The 17,198-nt window shown below is 75.7% G+C and carries 10 protein-coding genes; 5 read left to right on the forward strand and 5 right to left on the reverse strand.

Going from position 1 to position 17,198, the window contains the following annotated elements; all coding sequences use genetic code 11:
• Positions 1–229: 229 nt before the first annotated feature.
• A complete protein-coding gene (locus ACWGB8_RS33815) occupies positions 230–1,519 on the reverse strand; it encodes a PucR family transcriptional regulator (RefSeq protein WP_452217477.1) in 1,290 nt (429 codons plus the stop codon).
• 601 nt (positions 1,520–2,120) lie between these two features.
• Between ACWGB8_RS33815 and ACWGB8_RS33820 the strand changes: the two genes are divergently transcribed.
• Positions 2,121–3,470 carry a lipase family protein gene (locus ACWGB8_RS33820; protein WP_452217478.1) on the forward strand — a complete coding sequence of 450 codons (1,350 nt, stop codon included), beginning with the start codon at positions 2,121–2,123 and terminating at the stop codon, positions 3,468–3,470.
• A 123-nt stretch (positions 3,471–3,593) separates the two neighbouring features.
• Here the strand turns inward: ACWGB8_RS33820 and ACWGB8_RS33825 are convergent, their stop codons facing one another.
• A complete protein-coding gene (locus ACWGB8_RS33825; RefSeq protein WP_452217479.1) occupies positions 3,594–3,908 on the reverse strand; it encodes an SH3 domain-containing protein in 315 nt (104 codons plus the stop codon).
• 614 nt (positions 3,909–4,522) lie between these two features.
• On the opposite strand from ACWGB8_RS33825, the gene ACWGB8_RS33830 reads away from it, so the two are divergent.
• Entirely contained in the window at positions 4,523–6,112 is a 1,590-nt protein-coding gene (locus ACWGB8_RS33830; protein ID WP_452217480.1) for a serine hydrolase, read from the forward strand.
• Between the two features lie 94 nt (positions 6,113–6,206).
• Here ACWGB8_RS33830 and ACWGB8_RS33835 read toward each other — a convergent pair whose 3' ends face one another.
• On the reverse strand, positions 6,207–7,625 hold the full coding sequence (locus ACWGB8_RS33835; RefSeq protein ID WP_452217481.1) for a lamin tail domain-containing protein: 1,419 nt from the start codon (positions 7,623–7,625) through the stop codon (positions 6,207–6,209).
• Positions 7,626–8,026: 401 nt separating this feature from the next.
• On the opposite strand from ACWGB8_RS33835, the gene ACWGB8_RS33840 reads away from it, so the two are divergent.
• The gene (locus ACWGB8_RS33840) at positions 8,027–8,752 is read left to right on the forward strand and encodes a ricin-type beta-trefoil lectin domain protein (RefSeq protein WP_452217482.1); all 726 of its coding nucleotides are present in this window, start codon (positions 8,027–8,029) and stop codon (positions 8,750–8,752) included.
• Between the two features lie 82 nt (positions 8,753–8,834).
• Here ACWGB8_RS33840 and ACWGB8_RS33845 read toward each other — a convergent pair whose 3' ends face one another.
• A complete protein-coding gene (locus ACWGB8_RS33845; protein ID WP_452217483.1) occupies positions 8,835–9,575 on the reverse strand; it encodes a TetR/AcrR family transcriptional regulator in 741 nt (246 codons plus the stop codon).
• Positions 9,576–10,130: 555 nt separating this feature from the next.
• On the opposite strand from ACWGB8_RS33845, the gene ACWGB8_RS33850 reads away from it, so the two are divergent.
• A complete protein-coding gene (locus ACWGB8_RS33850; RefSeq protein ID WP_452217486.1) occupies positions 10,131–12,140 on the forward strand; it encodes a HelD family protein in 2,010 nt (669 codons plus the stop codon).
• Between the two features lie 108 nt (positions 12,141–12,248).
• The gene (locus tag ACWGB8_RS33855; RefSeq protein ID WP_452217484.1) at positions 12,249–15,179 is read left to right on the forward strand and encodes an AfsR/SARP family transcriptional regulator; all 2,931 of its coding nucleotides are present in this window, start codon (positions 12,249–12,251) and stop codon (positions 15,177–15,179) included.
• Positions 15,180–15,237: 58 nt separating this feature from the next.
• On the opposite strand, the gene ACWGB8_RS33860 is transcribed toward ACWGB8_RS33855, so the two are convergent.
• Complete coding sequence (locus ACWGB8_RS33860; protein WP_452217485.1) at positions 15,238–16,743, reverse strand: PP2C family protein-serine/threonine phosphatase; 1,506 nt, start codon at positions 16,741–16,743, stop codon at positions 15,238–15,240.
• Between the last annotated feature and the right edge of the window lie 455 nt (positions 16,744–17,198).

Here is a 17,198-nt window from a genome sequence, read left to right on the forward strand (position 1 = left end):
GCGACACGGGCCCCCGGCCCGCCCCCCAGCGGGAGAGCGCCTGGGGCCGGGTCCCCTGCGGGGTGCGCCGGCCACCCCCCCGGGGCCCCCAATCGCCGAGCGGTTCGGGCCCCGTGGGGTCGGGACCCCTGACAGCGCATAGGCGGTGGGCGGCTCGGCGGTCGGGCGGCGGACGGGCCGTCAGCCGCGGGACACCACGTTGCCGCTCTGGCCGGCGTACCCGGGCGGGTCAACCGCCGGCGGAACCGAACACGGAACCGGATCGGGGTGCGGTGGCGTCGTGGGCGGTCAGTGCGGCGTGCAGGGTGAGCCGGTCGGCGCCCCGTGCGGCGTCCAGCCCGGTGAACTCGGTGGCCTTGCGCAGCCGGTAGTCCACCGTGTTGGGGTGCACCTGGAGCCGGGCGGCCGACAGGCGCCGGTCGAGGCCGCAGGCGAGGAACGCGCGCAGGGTGTCGAGCAGTTCGGGCCGGGCGGTCAGCGGGGCGAGCAGGGCCGCGAGCCGGTCCCTGGCCGGGCCTGGGCGGCTGAGCTGGTACTCCAGCAGGACGTCGTCGAGCAGGTACAGTCCCGGCCCGCGGCCGGAGGACTGCGCCACCTGCCGTACCTCGCCCGCCAGCCGGGCGGCCTCCGCGACGCCGTCCGGCGCGGCGACGGCCGCCGCCACCAGCAGCTCGGCCCCGCAGACCCGGGCGAGATGGGCGACCTGGCGGGCGAGCCGCTCCCGGTCGGCGGCCCCGAAGTCGGCGGGATCCCCCGTGCCGGGGACCAGCACCAGTCCGCTGTGGGGGGAGAGGGCGGACAGCAGCACGCCCGCCGTCCGGCGCTGGAGTTCGTTGCGCAGCCGGCGGAGCTTGCGGCGGGCGGCCACCGAGTGGCTCACACCGGGCTGCCGTTCGTCCGGGTGCGGCCCCACGGCGACCGCCAGGACCAGGTAGGAGGGCGGGAGCCGGATCCCGGCGCGGTCGGCCGCGGCCCGCGGGTCGCCGCCCGCCAGCAGCCTGGAGATCAGCGCCTGCCGGGCGACCTGCTCGTCGCCCAGTGCGGCCTGCCGCTCCTGGACGTACCCGGCCGCGACCGCGCAGCTCACCAGCCGCAGGTAGTCGAGCAGTCGGCGCTGCACCAGCAGCACGTCCGCGAGGTCGTCCGGTCCGGCGGTCGCGAGGACCGGGGCCGCGCACTCCTGCGCGCCGAAGTGGTACGCCCCGACGACGGCCTCCAGCGGTATGCCTTCGTCCGCGCGGCGGGCCGACGATTCGCTGATCCTGGCCAGCTCGGCCTCGTCCGGCAGCTCGCCGGTGCGCAGCACCTCGATGAACGCCCGGATGCCGCGGTCCACCTCGCGGGTGATCTCGCCGCGCAGTTGTTCGGTGGGGAGCGTGCCGTAGGCGGGGAGTTGCTCGACCAGACGGGCCATCACCGCCGGGGCCAGGTGTGCGGCGGCGGCCAGCAGCCGTACGTGGACGGGCAGGCCGCCGAAGTGCGGTGCCCGGTCGGGCTCCGCGGTGTTGGACGCGGTCACAATCCACCTCGCGAATCTCTGTGGTCCGGCCCGGGGACACGGTGGCCGTACCGCCTCCATGATGGTTTCCGGGACGTTACCTACCAGTTGGTAACACGCCATCCGGGGGATCACCAGACGGGCGCGGACCCCTCCCGCACCCGTCACCGGACCCCCACACCCTCCCCACCCCCACATCCACCGGAGGACCCGCCGTGCCCGCGCGAGAGGCCGCCCCGCCCCCCACCCCCACCCGCCGCACCGCAGGCGAACCCGCACCCGCCGTCAGAGGCTGACCGCCACCAGGGGCCGACGGGCGCCGGTCCGCCCGGTCGGGCCATGCGGCCCTGCGCGTCGCCGGACGCGCCGGCTGCGGCCCCGCCATCCTCGATCCGTACGCCGACGGCTGCCCCGGTGAACCGACCGGCGCCGCCACCCGACGGCACGTCACCCCGGCGACCCGGCCTGCCCGGCAGCCCTGCCCCCACCCGGTGGCGCCACCACCGGAGATCACCCCGAACCACCCCACCCCACCCCACCCCACCCCACCCCACCCCGCCCCGATCCACCCCACCCCACCCCGATCCACCCCAAGGATCCCGACCCACGAACCGGGGGAACCATGCGCCGTACCTCGTCCCGTACCCTGGCCGCCGCCGTCGCCGTCGCGGTGGTCACCGCGACGGCCGCCACCGCCGCTCCGGTCGCCTCGGCCGCCGGAGCCGCGCCGTCGGCCACCACGGCGAGCGACCCGTTCTACACCTACACCGGCAGCGAGCCGCTGGGCTCGATCGCGCCGGGGACGGTGCTCAAGACCCGCACCCTGCAGTACCACCTGGTCGGCCTGCCCACGCCGGTCAAGGCGATCCAACTGCTCTACCGCACCACCGACGCCCAGGGCCGCCCGGCCGCCAACGTCACCACGGTGGTGCGCAGCCTCACCGGCGACGGCAGCAAGGCGGTGTCCTACCAGTCCTTCTACGACTCCCTCAACCCGGCGGACGGCCCCTCCCGGGCCATCGCCGGCGACCTCACCCTCGGCGGGGTCATCCCGAACGCCGAGGCCCTCTTCATGGCGCCGCTTCTCCTGCAGGGGTACACCCTCGTCATCCCGGACACCGAGGGCCAGAGCGCCGACTTCGCGGCCGGCCCGGAGTACGGCACCAACACGCTCGACTCGATCCGCGCCGCGACCCGGTCCGCGGCGACCGGCCTGAACGCCGACACCTCGTTCGGCCTCATGGGGTACTCCGGCGGCGCCATCGCCACCAACTGGGCGGCGGCCCTCGCGCCGACCTACGCCCCAGAGGTCAACCGCAAGCTGGTCGGCTTCGCCGAGGGCGGCCTGCTCGTCGCCCCGGCCCACAACCTCAAGTACGTGGACGGCTCGCTCGCGTGGAGCGGCGTCATCCCGATGGCCGTCATCGGGGTCTCCCGCTCCTTCGGCATCGACCTCAAGCCCTACCTGAGCGACTACGGCCTCAAGGTGTACCGCGAGCTGGAGGACGGCTCCATCGTCAACGCCCTCGGCCAGTACCCCGGCCTCACCTGGAAGAAGATGGCGAAGCCGCAGTACGCCGACCCCAACTCGGTCCCGGCCTTCCTGGAGGCGGTGAACCGGATCAACCTCGGTTCGGCGCCCACCCCGACCGTCCCCGGGTACATCGCCCAGGGCAACGCGGGCGTCCTGGAGGGCACCTTCGGCAGCCCCGCGGGCATCGGGACCGGCGACGGGGTCATGGTCGCCGGTGACGTCCGGGCGCTCGCCCGCCAGTACTGCGCCACCGGCAACGGATCGATCAAGTACCAGCAGTTCGACCTGCTCAGCCACGTGGGCGTCCCCGTCGTCTGGGCGCCCGTCGCCCTCGACTGGCTGAACGACCGCTTCGCGGGCAAGCCCGCCCCCACCGACTGCGGCCGCATCCCCGCCGGCAACTCGCTCGCCCCGGAGAAGCCGGCCCCGACCTCCTGACCTCCCGTCACCGTCCGGGGCCGCGACGTGGCCCCGGCTGGGTCAGGGCCCCGATCACCTCGCCCCGATCACTTCGCCCCGCCGGTCCGTCCGGCGGGGCGAAGTGCTGTCGGCTCCCGTCCGCTACCCCGCCGCCCCCTGACCGTCCGCCGCGCCCACGGCCGCGGTCACGGCCTCGGGCACCTCCACGTCCTTGACCAGCTTCACGGTGCCGGTGTTGGCCACGAACCGGGCCGCGACCCATCCCTTCCGGTCGCGCAGCAGGTACCAGATCTCGTTGCCGTCGATGTTCTGGGCCCGCGCCTTCGCCCGCAGGCCGACCCTGGCGCCCTCGGGCAGCGTGCCGATGACGGAGGAGTCGGCGGTGGGGAACTGCCGGATGTTCACCCCCAGGTTGCTCACGACAGTTCCGAACGGCTCGGCAGGTGCAGCAGCCATCTCTTCCTCGCTTCTCGGTCATCGACACGACAGGGCCCGCCGCAGCGCGGGCTCCCGGACCGGGCGGACCGGTGACGGCCCGCCCGTGTGCCGTGAGCCTAGGAGAAGGGCGTGTGCGATCGGATGCTCCGACGGCGGCTCGGCAATCCGTTCGCCTCAGCCGCTTGACCTCCGTGTCCACCACCCGCCAGGCGGCCAGGACGGACAGGGCCGCCTCGGCCGGGTCCGCCGCCCACATGGGCGCCTCGGGGAGCCCCGACGCCCGGGAGCGCAGGGCCGATGCGAGCGGGGTGAGGGCTTCGTAGAGCGCCTTGTCGAGCTCTACCTGTTCTTCGGGAGTGATCTCGATCGGGACCATATGACAACTCTGGTTACCGACCAAGGCTAGGTAGACCGTGGTTGTCGACCTTCCGCCGCCGGACGGGTGGATTGCGCGGGGAGCAGCGCGCGGCGGCGGCCGGGGGCGCAGCGGGACGCGCATACTCGCGCCCGATGAGGCGGACTGCGGCGGATCCGGCGCCGCACCGCCCGGACGAGGGGAGACGTTGATGCACCGTCGCGGCGTAGCGAGGCGGACCGCCGCCCGGCCGGGCCTGCGCGTGGCCCTACCGCTGGTGGCAGGTGTACTGCTGGGCGGACCGCTGCTGACCGGGTGCACGTCCGGGGCGGCGAGCGGCCCGGCCGCCGCGCCCGCGCAGAGCCCGACGTCCGCCCCCGCCACCGCGCCGCCCGCGCAGCCGCCTCCGCAGCTGACGGACGAGCAGGTGGCCTCCGCCGTGGCCCGGATCGACGCCTACGCGCAGAACGCCCTGGCGAAGACCGGGGTCCCCGGGCTGGCCCTCGCCGTCGTGTACAAGGACAAGCTGGTCCACGCGAAGGGCTTCGGCGTCCGCCGGCTCGGCAGCCCCGAGACGGTCGACCCCGACACGGTGTTCCAGCTCGCCTCGGTCTCCAAGCCGATCTCCTCGACGGTCGTCGCCGGGGCGGTCGGCCAGAAGGCGGTGAAGTGGGACGACCCGGTCGTCACCCACGACCCGGGCTTCGGTCTGGCCGACCCGTGGGTGAGTACCCACGCGACGATCGCGGACCTCTTCTCGCACCGCAGTGGACTCCCGGACCACGCCGGCGACCTGCTGCAGGACCTCGGCTACCAGCGCGACTACATCCTCCAGCACCTGCGCGACCAGCCGCTCGCACCGTTCCGGGCGAGCTACGCCTACACCAACTACGGCCTCACCCAGGCGGCGGTGGCCGTGGCGAAGGCCAAGGGGGTCGCCTGGGAGGAGCTGGCGGCGGACGTCCTCTACGAGCCGCTCGGGATGACCTCGACGAGTTCGCTGCGCGCCGCCTACGATGCTGCGGCGAACAAGGCGACACCGCACGTGCGGACCGACGCCGGCTGGCAGGTCAGCGCCACCGAGAACCCGGACCCGCAGTCCCCGGCCGGCGGGGTGTCCTCCACCGTCCAGGACCTCGCCCGCTGGATGCGGTTGCAGCTCGCCGACGGCTCCTTCGAGGGCCGGCAGGTCGTCGACGCGGCGGGGCTGAACGAGACCCGGATCCCGCATGCCGTCTCCAGCCCGCCGAGGACGCCCGCGGGCAGCGCCGGTTTCTACGGCCTCGGCTGGAACGTCAGCAACGACACCCGGGGCCGCCTGCGGCTGAACCACTCCGGCGCCTTCGAACTGGGCGCGGCCACCGTGGTGACCCTGCTGCCGTCCGAGCAGCTCGGCATCGTCGTCCTGAGCAACGGCCAGCCGATCGGCGTCCCCGAGGCGGTGGCCGAGGAGTTCTTCGACCTCGCCCAGAACGGCCGCGAGACGGTCGACTGGCTCGGTTTCATGGGCCAGGTCGTGCCGGCGGCTGCGCTGGAGGGCGTCTCGCCGACCGACTACACCAAGCCGCCGGCCGGTGCCGCCCCGGCGAAGGCGGACTCGGCGTACGTCGGCACGTACGGCAACGGCTACTACGGGCCGCTGACGGTGACCTCCGCGAACGGCGGGTTGGTGATGACGCTCGGGCCGGACAACCGGCAGTTCCCGCTCCAGCACTACGACGGCGACGTCTTCAGCTTCCGGACGACGGGAGAGAACGCCGTCGGCCTGTCCGGGGTCACCTTCACGGTCGGCGCCGACGGGCAGGCCTCCCGGGTGGTCGTCGAGCAGCTCGACCACGAGGGCCTCGGCACCTTCACCCGCACCTGAGCCCCCGGCGGCCGCGTCGCCGCGTCGCCGCGTCGCCGTACCGCCGTGCGGCCCCGGGCCGGGTGGCGCGGGGCCGCGTGGGGTGGTGGCGGGGTCAGCAGGTGATCGTGCCCCGGCGCAGGGCGTGGCCGCCGGTGTTGCCGTCGTCGGACCAGTGGACGGGCTTGGTGCCGCCGACGCACTCGGCGGCCCCGGCGATCGCGAAGCCCTCGTTGTTGAGGTTGGACATCCCGGTCGGGCGGTCGAGGACGGCGGTGGTGGCGAACACGCCGGAGGCGTTGACCTTCAGGGTGTGGTGCCGGCCGTTGCAGGTGTCGTCGCAGACCGCCCAGAGGCGCGCCGCCTGCGGCTCCCACTGGACCTCCATCACCCCGGCCAGGCCGGTGCTGATCGAGGCGACGCGGGTGAAGGCGCCGCTGTCCTGGAGGACGTAGCCGTGGATGCTGCCGGTGCCCTCGACGCCGACGAAGAACACGCCGCCGGTGTGGGCGCCGTACCCGGCCGGGTCGTACGCGGCGCCGGTCGACTCGTCCTTGAAGCCGGCGGCGGTCAGCGCGCCGTCGGGGACCCAGGTGATGCCCTCGAAGCCGGCGTTGGAGCCGACCGCCGGCAGGTTCGCGGTGAGGTTCCACTCCTTGGTGGCGGTCAGCGTGGTGCCGGTGCCGCCGACGTCGTAGCGCAGGACGGACAGCCGGCTGGTGCCGGACGCGTCGCCGTTGCGCTCGCTGGCGACGAACACGCCGCCCGCCGCACCGGCGGAGGTGACGGTCACGCCCTCGCTGTCGGGGCTGCCCGAGCCGCCCGGGAAGCGCAGCGTCCGGCCGGAGGTCCAGCCGCCGGACGTGTCGGGCGTCCAGCCGCCGGAGCCGTTGGGGACCAGGCGCCAGAGCCTGCCGGAGTTCTGCGCCGCCCACAGCACACTGCTGCCCTCCTGGTGGAGGCCGCTGAGGTCGGTCCCGAAGACGTTCGAGGCGTCGGCGTTGGCGACGGTGCTGCCGCCGGGCCACGCCGCCGGGGTGCCGCCGCCACCGCCGCAGCTGTTCGCGGCGCCCAGGGTGAGCTGGGCCTGGGCGAACGCGCCGGTGCCGTCGGGGCAGCGCGACCAGGACGGCGAGGAGTGGGTGCTCCAGTTGAAGCTGTCGACCAGGGTGCTGCCGTTCGGCAGGTAGAGCCGGGCCTTGTCGGAGGAGCCCAGGCCGAAGGCGTTGTGGACGTCGAAGGACTTGAAGGCCCCGGCGGCGAGGGTGGTGCCGGCCGCGACGGTGTAGCCGGAGCCGTTGTTGTCGTCCTTGAGGACCCAGCCGGAGAGGTCGACGGCGGCGGTGCCCTTGTTGACGAGCTCGATCGAGTCGTTGACGGATCCGGTGGTCACCACCTCGTTGATCCGGATGTCGTCGGCCGGTGCGGCGCTGGCGGGGGCCACCCCGACCAGGCCGCCGGCCAGCACGGGGCCGACGGCGGCGAGGAAAAGGGTGAGGCTGCGGCGCCGGCGCGGTGCGCGCGATGCGGTCACGAGGTCCGTCCTGGGGTCGTGCTGACAGGGCGGCACCACGGTCCCGGTGGCCCGCCAACGCAGCCGCTCCGGCAGGCGAGCGCCGCGTGAACGGCGGACGAACCACCGCGCCCGGCCGCCTCCCGCACCCCCGGCAGGCGGGTGACCCACTGGAGCGGGGCGCGTGGCGTGTGCTTTCCGGCCGGATCGCCGGGATCGCCCGCCTGCCGCGCTGCGGACGGACGCCCGTTCGGGCAACTCCCCTCCGTGGACGGATGGTTGGCGTGAACGCGACCCCGCCCCGTTGACCGTGCACACGCCGCGCCCGAGGCTTCACGCATCCCGCACATCTGTCGCATCGTCATCACGCTCTCTGGGCAGGCGGGTTCACCCCGGTCGACCGTCTCCGGAAGGACCTTCCGATGCGCCGCACCACCGGCCTGCTCACCGCCGCCGCCGTCCTCGGCGGCGCCGCGCTGCTCTCCGCCCCCGCCGCGAACGCCCGAGCAGCGGCGGGCTGTTACGCCTACGTCGGCGGCTGGAACGCCTACGGCAACTGCACCGGTATCGACCCGCTGCAGACCTGGTACGTCACCGCGACCTGCGAGTACTGGAACACCGACCACACGGTGCGGTTCTCCCGGCCCGTCACCAGCTACTCGGTGGCGGGCGACGGCACGGCCGTCGCCTCCTGCGGCGTCAACGACACCGTGCTGTTCCCCCGCGTCGTGTACGGCCCCAAGCTCCCGCCCCAGCCGGCCGGTCCGGTCGGCCCGATCACCGGCTACGCGGGCAAGTGCGTGGACGTGAAGGGCGCCGCCACCGGCAACGGCACGCCCGTCCAGATCTACGACTGCAACGGCACCGGTGCCCAGCAGTGGAAGATCGCCGTGGACGGCACGATCCGCGCCTTCAACAAGTGCATGGATGTGACCGGCGCCGGCACCGCCAACGGCACCAAGATCCAGCTCTACACCTGCAACGGGACCGGTGCCCAGCAGTGGCAGGTCCGCGCCGACGGCTCGATCCTCAACCCGCAGTCCGGCCGGTGCCTGGACAACCTGGGCTTCTCCGCCACCAACGGCAACCAGCTCGGCATCTGGGACTGCAACGGCGCCGCCAACCAGGTCTGGCACGTGCCCGCCTGACCGCAGCACGCGCCCCGCCCGGCCGCGCTCCTGCCCGGGGGCGCGGCCGGTGCCGTTCCGTCCGGCGCGCGGGAACCCGGGGTCAGCGGGCGGCGAGGTGGTGCTCGATGCCGTCCAGGAGCCGCTGGAGTCCGAACTCGAAGGCGCCGTCCTCCGGTTCGTCGAAGGCGCCGTGCTCCCACAGGCGGTAGAGGTGGGGGAAGCGTTCGCGGGTGACGAACCGGGTGAGGTAGGGGGTCGCCAGGGCCCACCACTGCTCGTAGTCGACGCCGCCCTGCCGGGTGTCGGCCTGCCGGTCGGCGAGGGCCTGGCCGACGCCGCGGACGAAGGCGTCGACGCCGGCCGCGATCCGTGCGGTGTCGCGGGGGTCGAGGCCGAGCCGTTCGAGGATGCCGTGGAGGGCGTCGGAGCGCGCGGTGGTGTGCGGGCCCATGAGCAGGAGCCCGGGGGCGGATACGGCGCTGCTCCACGGGTGGCGGGCGGCCAGGCCGTGCGCGTCGCGGGCGTACTGCTCCAGTGCCGCGCGCCAGGGGGCGTCCGCCGGAAGCGCCGGCAGGGTGCCGGTGACGCGGTCGAGCATCAGGTGGAGGAGCTCGGCGCGCCCGGGGACGTAGGTGTAGAGCGACATGGTCCCGACGCCGAGCCGTTCGGCCACCCGCCGCATGGACAGGTTCTCCAGGCCGTCGGTGTCGGCCACGGCGATCCCGGCGTCGACGATCCGCTCCAGGGTGTGCTTCGGCTTCGGCCCGCGGTTCGGCGGCGCGCCCGTACCCCACAGCAGCTCCAGGATCCGCCCCGGATCCGTCCGCTTCCCGTCGCCCATCAGGCCCGACCCCCTTCTCTCCGTACGGCCTACTGGACAACCCCGCGCCGGTCCGTGCGGCGCCCGGAGGCGGGCGGGGTGTCCTGGATCACAGAAACTCGGTACAGCGTACGGGTTTAACTTCGTACGTCGCACGGTTATATTCACCTAGCTACTCCGTACAAGGTACTGAGTTTCTGGAGATGGGGGTACGGCGTGAACATCGCGATCCGGGCGAGCGGACTGGTGAGGACCTGCGGGAAGCGCAGCGAGGTGTGGGAGGCCGTACGGCTCGACCGCTGACCGCTGACCGGCTCGGGCCGGTCAGTCGCACCTTCGCGCACCGGACCACCGCCCGGACCACTTGATCCGCACCGCGTCCGGGCGCATCATGCCCACGCAGCGTCCGCCCGACCGCGCCCCGCCGCCGCGCCCCGCCGCCTCGTACCCCGCCGATCCGCCCCGCGCCCACGCCCCGCACCCACGCCCCGCCCCGGACCAGGAGCCCACTTGCCGCACCCCGCCATCCGCACCACCGACCACCGGCTCGCCGCGGAGCAGACCCACGTCTCCGCGATGTACGCCCTGCTCGACCGGCAGACCGCCGAACTCCGCGCCGCACTCGACCGCCTCCTGAAGGCCCCCGCCGACGAGACCGGCGGAGCGTACGCCCGCGACGCCGCCGCCGAGCACCTGGCCGGCCGACTGCGCCGACTCGACGGCGCCGGCCAGGGGCTGTGCTTTGGACGGATCGACCACGCGGACGGCACCGCCCTGCACATCGGACGCCTCGGCCTGCACACCGACGACCGTGAACTCCCGCTGCTGGTCGACTGGCGGGCCGACGCCGCCCGCCCCTTCTACACCGCCACCCCCGTCCACCCCCAGGGCCTGCGCCGGCGCCGCCACCTGCGCCTGCGCGACCGCACGGTGCGCGACATCAGCGACGAACTCCTCGACGGCACACCGCCCGCCGCGGACGACCTGGTCGCCGACAGCCCGCTGGTCGCCGCCCTGGAAGCCAAGCGGACCGGCCGGATGGGCGCGGCCGTCTCCACCCTCCAGGCCGAGCAGGACGCGATCGTCCGCTCCCCGCACCGCGGGGTGACCGTGGTGCAGGGCGGACCGGGCACCGGCAAGACCGTGGTCGCCCTGCACCGCGCCGCCTACGTGCTGTACGCCTTCCCCCGGGCCGCCGAGCAGGGCGTGCTCGTCCTCGGCCCCAACACCCGCTTCCTCGACTACATCTCCCAGGTGCTGCCCTCGCTCGGCGAGAACGACGTGGTCCTGGCCACCGGCGCCGACCTGGTCGGTGTCCGCCCGACCGCCGACGCCCCGGCGGACGTCGCCCGGCTCAAGGGGGCCGCCGTCATGGCCGAGGCCCTGGCCGCGCTGGTGCGCACCCGCCAGGCGCCGGCCGGCGACTTCGCCGTCCGGGTGGGCCAGGAGTGGATCCGCCTGGACCGGCGCGAGGTCGCCGCGGCCCGGGACGAGGCGCTGCGCAGCGGCCTCGCCCACAACCGGGCCCGCGAGGTGTTCAAGGAGCACCTCGTCGACGCCGTCACCGACGCGGCGGCCCGCGCCACCACCGACGCGCTGGAGCGCATCGACGCCGAAGTGGCCGCCGCCACCGGGCTCGACCTCGACCGTGCCGCCGGGGCCGACCTGCGCACCCTCGGCTTCGACGGCCCCGCCACGGACGTCACCGAGGAGATCGACCACGACGCCCTGCGCGCCGAACTCGCCGAACGGACCCAGGTCGACCAGGCCGTCGACCGGCTCTGGCCGCGCCTGGACGCCCGCACCCTCGTCGACGCCCTGCTCGCCGACCCGGACGCGCTCGCCGCCCACCTGCCGGCCCTCGCCGCGGCCGAACGCGCCCGCCTGCTGCGGACGGCCGGGGACCCGTGGACCGGCGCCGACCTGCCGCTGCTCGACGAGGCCGCCGCCCTCGTCGACGGCCCGCCCGGGCGCAGCTTCGGGCACGTCGTCGTGGACGAGGCCCAGGAGCTGAGCGCCATGCAGTGGCGTATGGTCGTCCGCCGCTGTCCCGCCCGCTCGATGACCCTGGTGGGGGACTTCGCCCAGGCCGGCCCGGCCGCCGACGCCCGCGACTGGACCGAGGCCCTCGCCCCGCACCTCGGCTCCCGGTTCGCCCTGCACACCCTCACCGTCAGCTACCGCACCACCCGGGAGATCCTGGCCTCCACCCGCGAGCTGCTCGCCCGGATCGCCCCCGACCAGACGCCCGCCACCTCCATCCGCGGGGGCGAGGCCCCGCGCACGGTCCCCGCCCACCCCCGGCCCCTCGCCGCCGCCCTCGTCGCGGAGCTCCGGCAGCAGGCCGGGCAGCACCCGGACGACCTGCGCGCGGTGGTCTGCGCCGACCACCGGACCGCCGAGTTCGCGGCGGCCGGCATCGACCGGTGGGCCGCGATCGTCCCCGCCTCGGAGGCCCGCGGCCTGGAGTTCGACACCGTCCTGGTGGCCGCGCCCGACGAGATCGCCACCGCCCGCCCCTGCGGCGAACGCGACCTCTACGTCGCGCTCACCCGCGCCACCCAACGCCTCGTCACCCTCGTGTGACACGGCCGGAAGGGCCGGTCGATCGGCGGGTGCCGTGCCGCTGTTACCCGCCGGTAGTCTGCGGTCGGGCCCGCGCGCGGCGGGGCGGTGGCGAACGGAACGGGACGCATGGAGATACGGCTGCTCGGACCGGTCGAGCTGCGACACCCGGACGGCACCGCGGCCGCCTCGGGCGGGGCGCAGCGGCGGGGCGTACTCGCCCTGCTGGCCCTGGAGTTGGGGCGGACGGTCGCGGTCGAGCGGTTCTGCGGGCTGCTGTGGGACGACCGCGCGCCGACGCACGCCAGGGCAGCCCTGCAGGGCCATGTCGCCGCGCTGCGCAAGGTGCTCGCCGGATCGGGCTTCGCGCTGCTCACCTCCGGACCCGGCTACCGGCTGACCGGGGAACCGGCAGCGGTCGACGCGCACGCCGCGGCCGACCTGGCCGCGCGGGCGGCGCGGACGGCCGACGACGCGGTGGCCGCCGGACTGCTCCGCCGGTCGCTGGGGCTGTGGCGCGGCGCCGCTCTCGCCGACCTGCCGGGCACGGCGTCGGCCGCCGCGCTGGCGAGCGCACTGGAGGCGGAGCGGACCGCGGTGCTGGTCGCGTGGGCGCAGCGGCTGCGGAGCCTCCGCCGGGGTGCGGAGGCGGTACCGGCGCTGGAGCAGTGCATCCGCGCGGACGCCCTGCACGAGCCGGTGGCCGTGGAACTCATGCGCTGCCTGCACCGGAGCGGGCGGACGGCCGAGGCGCTGCGGGTGTACCACCGGGTGCGGGCCGGGCTGGCCGACGACCTGGGCATCGTCCCGGGGCCGGCGCTCCAACAGGCCCTGGCCGAGGTCCTGGCCGACGGCAGGCCCGCAGACGGGACCGCAGGCGGGACGGAAGGTGGGACCGCAAGCGGGACCGACAGCGGGTCCGACGGAACCACCGGGACCGCCCCGCCTTCCCCGCCGTCGGCCCCGCCTTCCCCGCCGTCGGCCCCGCCGCAGGGCCCGCGACCGTCCGCGGACGTGCCCGGCCCGCCGCGGGGGTTCGTCGCCCGGGAGGCGGAGCAGCGCTGGCTGGAGCAGCAGTGCGGCCCGGACCGGAGCGGGGACGGGCTGGCCGCCGTCGTCGGACCGGCCGGGGTGGGCAAGACGGCGACCGTGCTGCACTGGGCGCACCGAGCGGCGGCCGGGTTCCCCGACGGCCTGCTCTTCGCGGACCTGCGCGGCTTCGGGTCGGGGGAGCCCGCCGGCCCGACCGGCCCGACCGGCCCGACCGGCCCGACCGGGGCGGACGAGGCGGACGGCTGCGCGCAGACCCTGGGCCGCTTCCTCCGCTCGCTCGGGGTGCCGGAGCCGGGCATCCCCGCCGGCCGCGCCGACCGGGCGGCGCTGTTCCGGGAACGGACCCACCGGCTCCGTCTGCTGGTCGTCCTGGACGACGCCCGCTCCGCCGCCGACGTCCTCGACCTGCTCCCGTCCGGGCCCGACTGCGCCACCGTCGTCACCAGCCGCAACAGCCTGGAGGACCTGGCGGTCGCCGAGGGCGCCGCGCTCCTGCAGCTCGCCGTGCTGCCGCCGCCCGATGCGCACCGGCTGCTGGAGCGGCAGTTGACGGCCGAGCGGGTGGCGGCGGAGCCCGTCGCGGCCCGGCGCCTGGTCGCGCTGTGCGACCGGCTCCCGCTGGCGCTGCGGATCCTCGCCGCCCGGCTCGCGGCCCGCCCGGGCTGGAGGCTCGCCGACCAGGTGACGGAACTCGCCGACGAACGCCACCGGCTGTCCGCCCTCGGCACCGGCAGCGGCTCGGTCAGCGTCCGTTCGGCACTGTCGCTGACCTGCCGCCACCTCCCGGAAGCCGCCCGCAGCCTGCTCGCCCTGCTGACCGTGCACCCCGGGACCGCGGTGGATCCGGCCGCCGCCGCGGCGCTGCTCGACACCGACGCGGGCGGCGCCCGGCATGCACTCGGCGCCCTGGCCGCCCACCACCTGCTGACCGAGCACACGCCCGGCCGCTTCGGGCGCCACGACCTGGTGCGGCTGTACGGGGCCGAACTCTTCGCCGGTCTCGACCCGCAGGAGCAGCAGCAGGCGTTCCGGCGGCTGGTCGACTACGAGCTGGCCGCCGCGGGCCTCGCGGTCCGGCGGTTCAACCCCCACCACCGTCCGTACCGGCCGGCCGGGCCGCCCCCGCAGGTGCTGCCCCGCCTCACGGACCTGCCGAGCGCGCTCGGCTGGTGCCACGCGGAGGAGCCGGCGCTGCGGGCCCTGGTGTCCGCCGCGGCCGGGCACGGGGAGTACGAGCGGGCCTGGCGGCTGGCGCGGGTGGCCGCGGCGCTCTACTACGGGGCCGGACGGGTCACCGACCGGCTGGAGTGCCTGCGGGTGGGCCTGCATGCGGCCCGGCTGGACGGCGGCCGGGAGGGGCTGGCCGCGATGGAGGCGGCGAGCGCCTGCGCCCTCGGCTCGGCCGGGCGGGTGGCCGAGGCACTGCCGCTGGCGGTGAGCGCGGTCGACCGGACCGGGGCCGGGGACGGCGACCTGCACATCCACGCGCTGTCCGTACGGGCCTCGATGACGGCGCTGGCCGGCGACCCGCGTACGGCCGACCGGCTGTCGCAGGAGGCGCTGGCGGTGATCCGGGCGAGCGGGCTGCTGGAGCACGCGGCGACGGTGCTCAGCAACACGGCGGCGCTCAAGGTCGTGCTGGGCGAACCCCGGGCCGCCCTGGAGCACGCCCGGGAGACCCGGACCCTGCTGCCCGACCATCCGACGTCCAACGCCCGGCTCTGGGCGGGCGTGAGCGAGGCCCTCGCCCTGGGGTTGCTGGGCGAGCCGGCAGCCGCCGAGCGGGCCTGGCGCGAGGTGCTCCGGCAGTGCCGCTCCAGCGGCAACGTGCGGCTGCACGCCCTGGCCCGGCGCCATTTCGCCGGCTTCCTGGCCGCGACGGGCCGCGCCGTCGAGGCCGCCGAACACGTGCGGACGGCCGACGAGCTCTACACCGAGCACGGCGACCCCGCCCTCGCCGAGGGCCTCGACCGCCGCCTCGCCCTGCCGCCCGCCGCCGGCGGGTAGCGGGCGGGATCGTCCCCGGGGGTGGCACCCCCCGTCCGGCGTGACCCCCGGGGAGGGCTCAGTCCCCGGAGGGTTCGCCGAGGCGGGCGGCGAGGATGGTGATGTCGTCGCGGTGGGCGTGGGTGGCGTGCCGCTCGGCGGCCCCGTGGAGCGCGGCGACGAGATCGGCGGGCGCGGCGGGGCCGGCGGCCCTGAGGGTCCGGACCACGGCCTCCTCGCCGAGCAGGGTGCCGTCCTCGGCGCGGGCCTCGGTCAGGCCGTCGGTGGCGATGACCAGGAGGTCGCCGTCGTGGAGGCCGGTGTGCTCGACGTCCCAGGCACCGGTGGGGTCGGTGACGACCGACGACAGCAGCGGCCCGGTCGGCGCGAGGCGTTCGATGCGGCCGTCGCCGCGCCGCAGGAACGGCTCCTCGTGCCCGGCGTTCAGCCAGCTCAGGCGGCGCGTGACCGGGTCGAGGACGGCGATCACCAGGGTGGCGAAGCGCTCGTCCTCCGGCGCCAGTGCGGACCACGCGGCCTCGGCGGCGGCCCGCGGGCCGTGCCCCAGACGCAGCGCGGCGACGACGGCGCTCTTGATCTGTACGGCGAGCAGTCCGGCGGCGGTGCCGTGCCCGGAGACGTCCCCCTGGAGGAGCGCGGTGCGCCCGTCCGGCAGGGCGAGGGTGTCGTGGAAGTCGCCGGCGATCACCCCCTCCGCGGGGACGGCGTGGCCGTGCGCGAGGACGCCCGGGCCGGGCCGGTTGTGGGCGGTGAGGATCCGGAACACGCCGAGGGAGGTCTCGGCGTCGCGTTCGAGGGCCTCGCGGTCCCGCCGGGCGGCCCGGCGGGACTCCGTCACCTGCAGGCGGGCGTGCTCGGCGCTGCGCCAGGCGCCCGCGAGCCAGCCGGCCCCGTGCGGGTGCGGACAGGGGGCGTGGGGGTGGTCGGTACGGCCCGCCGCGGTCCGGCGCAGGTGGTGCTCCAGATCCGTCAGCGGGACGAGCATGCGGCGCCAGACGAAGCCGCTGACGAGCGCGAGCAACACGAGCAGGGCGGCGGTGCCCACGGCGAGGTGGGCGAACATCCGCTCGCGGCCCTCGGTGGCGGCGGCGTGGGCACGGTCGCTCTCGCGGCGGATGCCGTCGGACAGGCCCTGGGCGGCGCGCAGGGTCTCCTGCGCCCCGGCGTCGGCCCGGTCGGTGCTCCAGGTGTCGAGGGTGCGGGCCAGGGCCGCGGCCCGGTCGGCGGGTGCGGTGCCGGCGGTGAGGCGGACGAGTTCGCCGCTCAGCTCGCGGGCGTGCGCGGTCTGCACGGCGCGGTGGGCGAGGAACACGGGGTCGCCGGTGAGCTGGTGGCTGCGCTGGGCGGCTTCGGCGAGGTGGACGGCGACCACCAGCTCGTTCAGGTCCTTGCGGGCGGGCCACACCTGGCTGTCGAGGACGGTCGCGGCGCGGGCGGAGGTGTCGCGCTGGTCGAGGGCGAACATCGCGGTGCCGGCGGCGAGTACGGCGGCCAGGCCCAGGCAGGACCACAGGACGGCGCGGGCGGGCGTGCGGGAGCTGTGGGCGGGGGCGGTGCTGGTCACGGGGAGGTGGATCCTGTCCGGGCGCCCCTGCGGGGGAAGGCTGCGGCGGTCGCTCGCATGGCCGCGGTGCCGGTCGCGCGGCGGCGCATCCACTCTCCACGGTCGCAGCCGCGGCGGCGGCGGGGGATGGGGCCAAGGTCCCGCGGGCGGGGGTCGGCCGTCCCCCTCCTCCTTCGCCGGGTGCTGCCGTGGGTGGGGACGTGGGTGTGCGCTGGGTGCGCGTCGAGGGAGGCCTCGTGCGTGCTCACCGCCAGGAGGTCGTCACCGGCTGTGAGGGCTGTGGTGGGGGCCACCCGGGGCCGGGTCCGGGAGGGGTGGATCCGGTACGGCGTGCCGAGGGGTGGTGACGGGCTGTCGACGATGTGCCCGGCCTCACAGCCCCACTTCTGTGGCGGGCACCACTCCAAGGGCCGGTTCGATCTTCAAAAACGGGACATTCGACCCCGAAACGCCCC

It is taken from the genome of Kitasatospora sp. NPDC054939 (assembly GCF_053610105.1).

Bases quoted from the DNA above. Each gene is read 5' to 3' on its own strand.
- ACWGB8_RS33840 (WP_452217482.1), top strand. From the start codon at position 8,027: ATGCGCCGCACCACCGGCCTGCTCACCGCCGCCGCCGTCCTCGGCGGC.
- ACWGB8_RS33845 (WP_452217483.1), bottom strand. From the start codon at position 9,575: ATGGGCGACGGGAAGCGGACGGATCCGGGGCGGATCCTGGAGCTGCTG.
- ACWGB8_RS33820 (WP_452217478.1), top strand. From the start codon at position 2,121: ATGCGCCGTACCTCGTCCCGTACCCTGGCCGCCGCCGTCGCCGTCGCG.
- ACWGB8_RS33855 (WP_452217484.1), top strand. From the start codon at position 12,249: ATGGAGATACGGCTGCTCGGACCGGTCGAGCTGCGACACCCGGACGGC.
- ACWGB8_RS33850 (WP_452217486.1), top strand. From the start codon at position 10,131: ATGTACGCCCTGCTCGACCGGCAGACCGCCGAACTCCGCGCCGCACTC.
- ACWGB8_RS33825 (WP_452217479.1), bottom strand. From the start codon at position 3,908: ATGGCTGCTGCACCTGCCGAGCCGTTCGGAACTGTCGTGAGCAACCTG.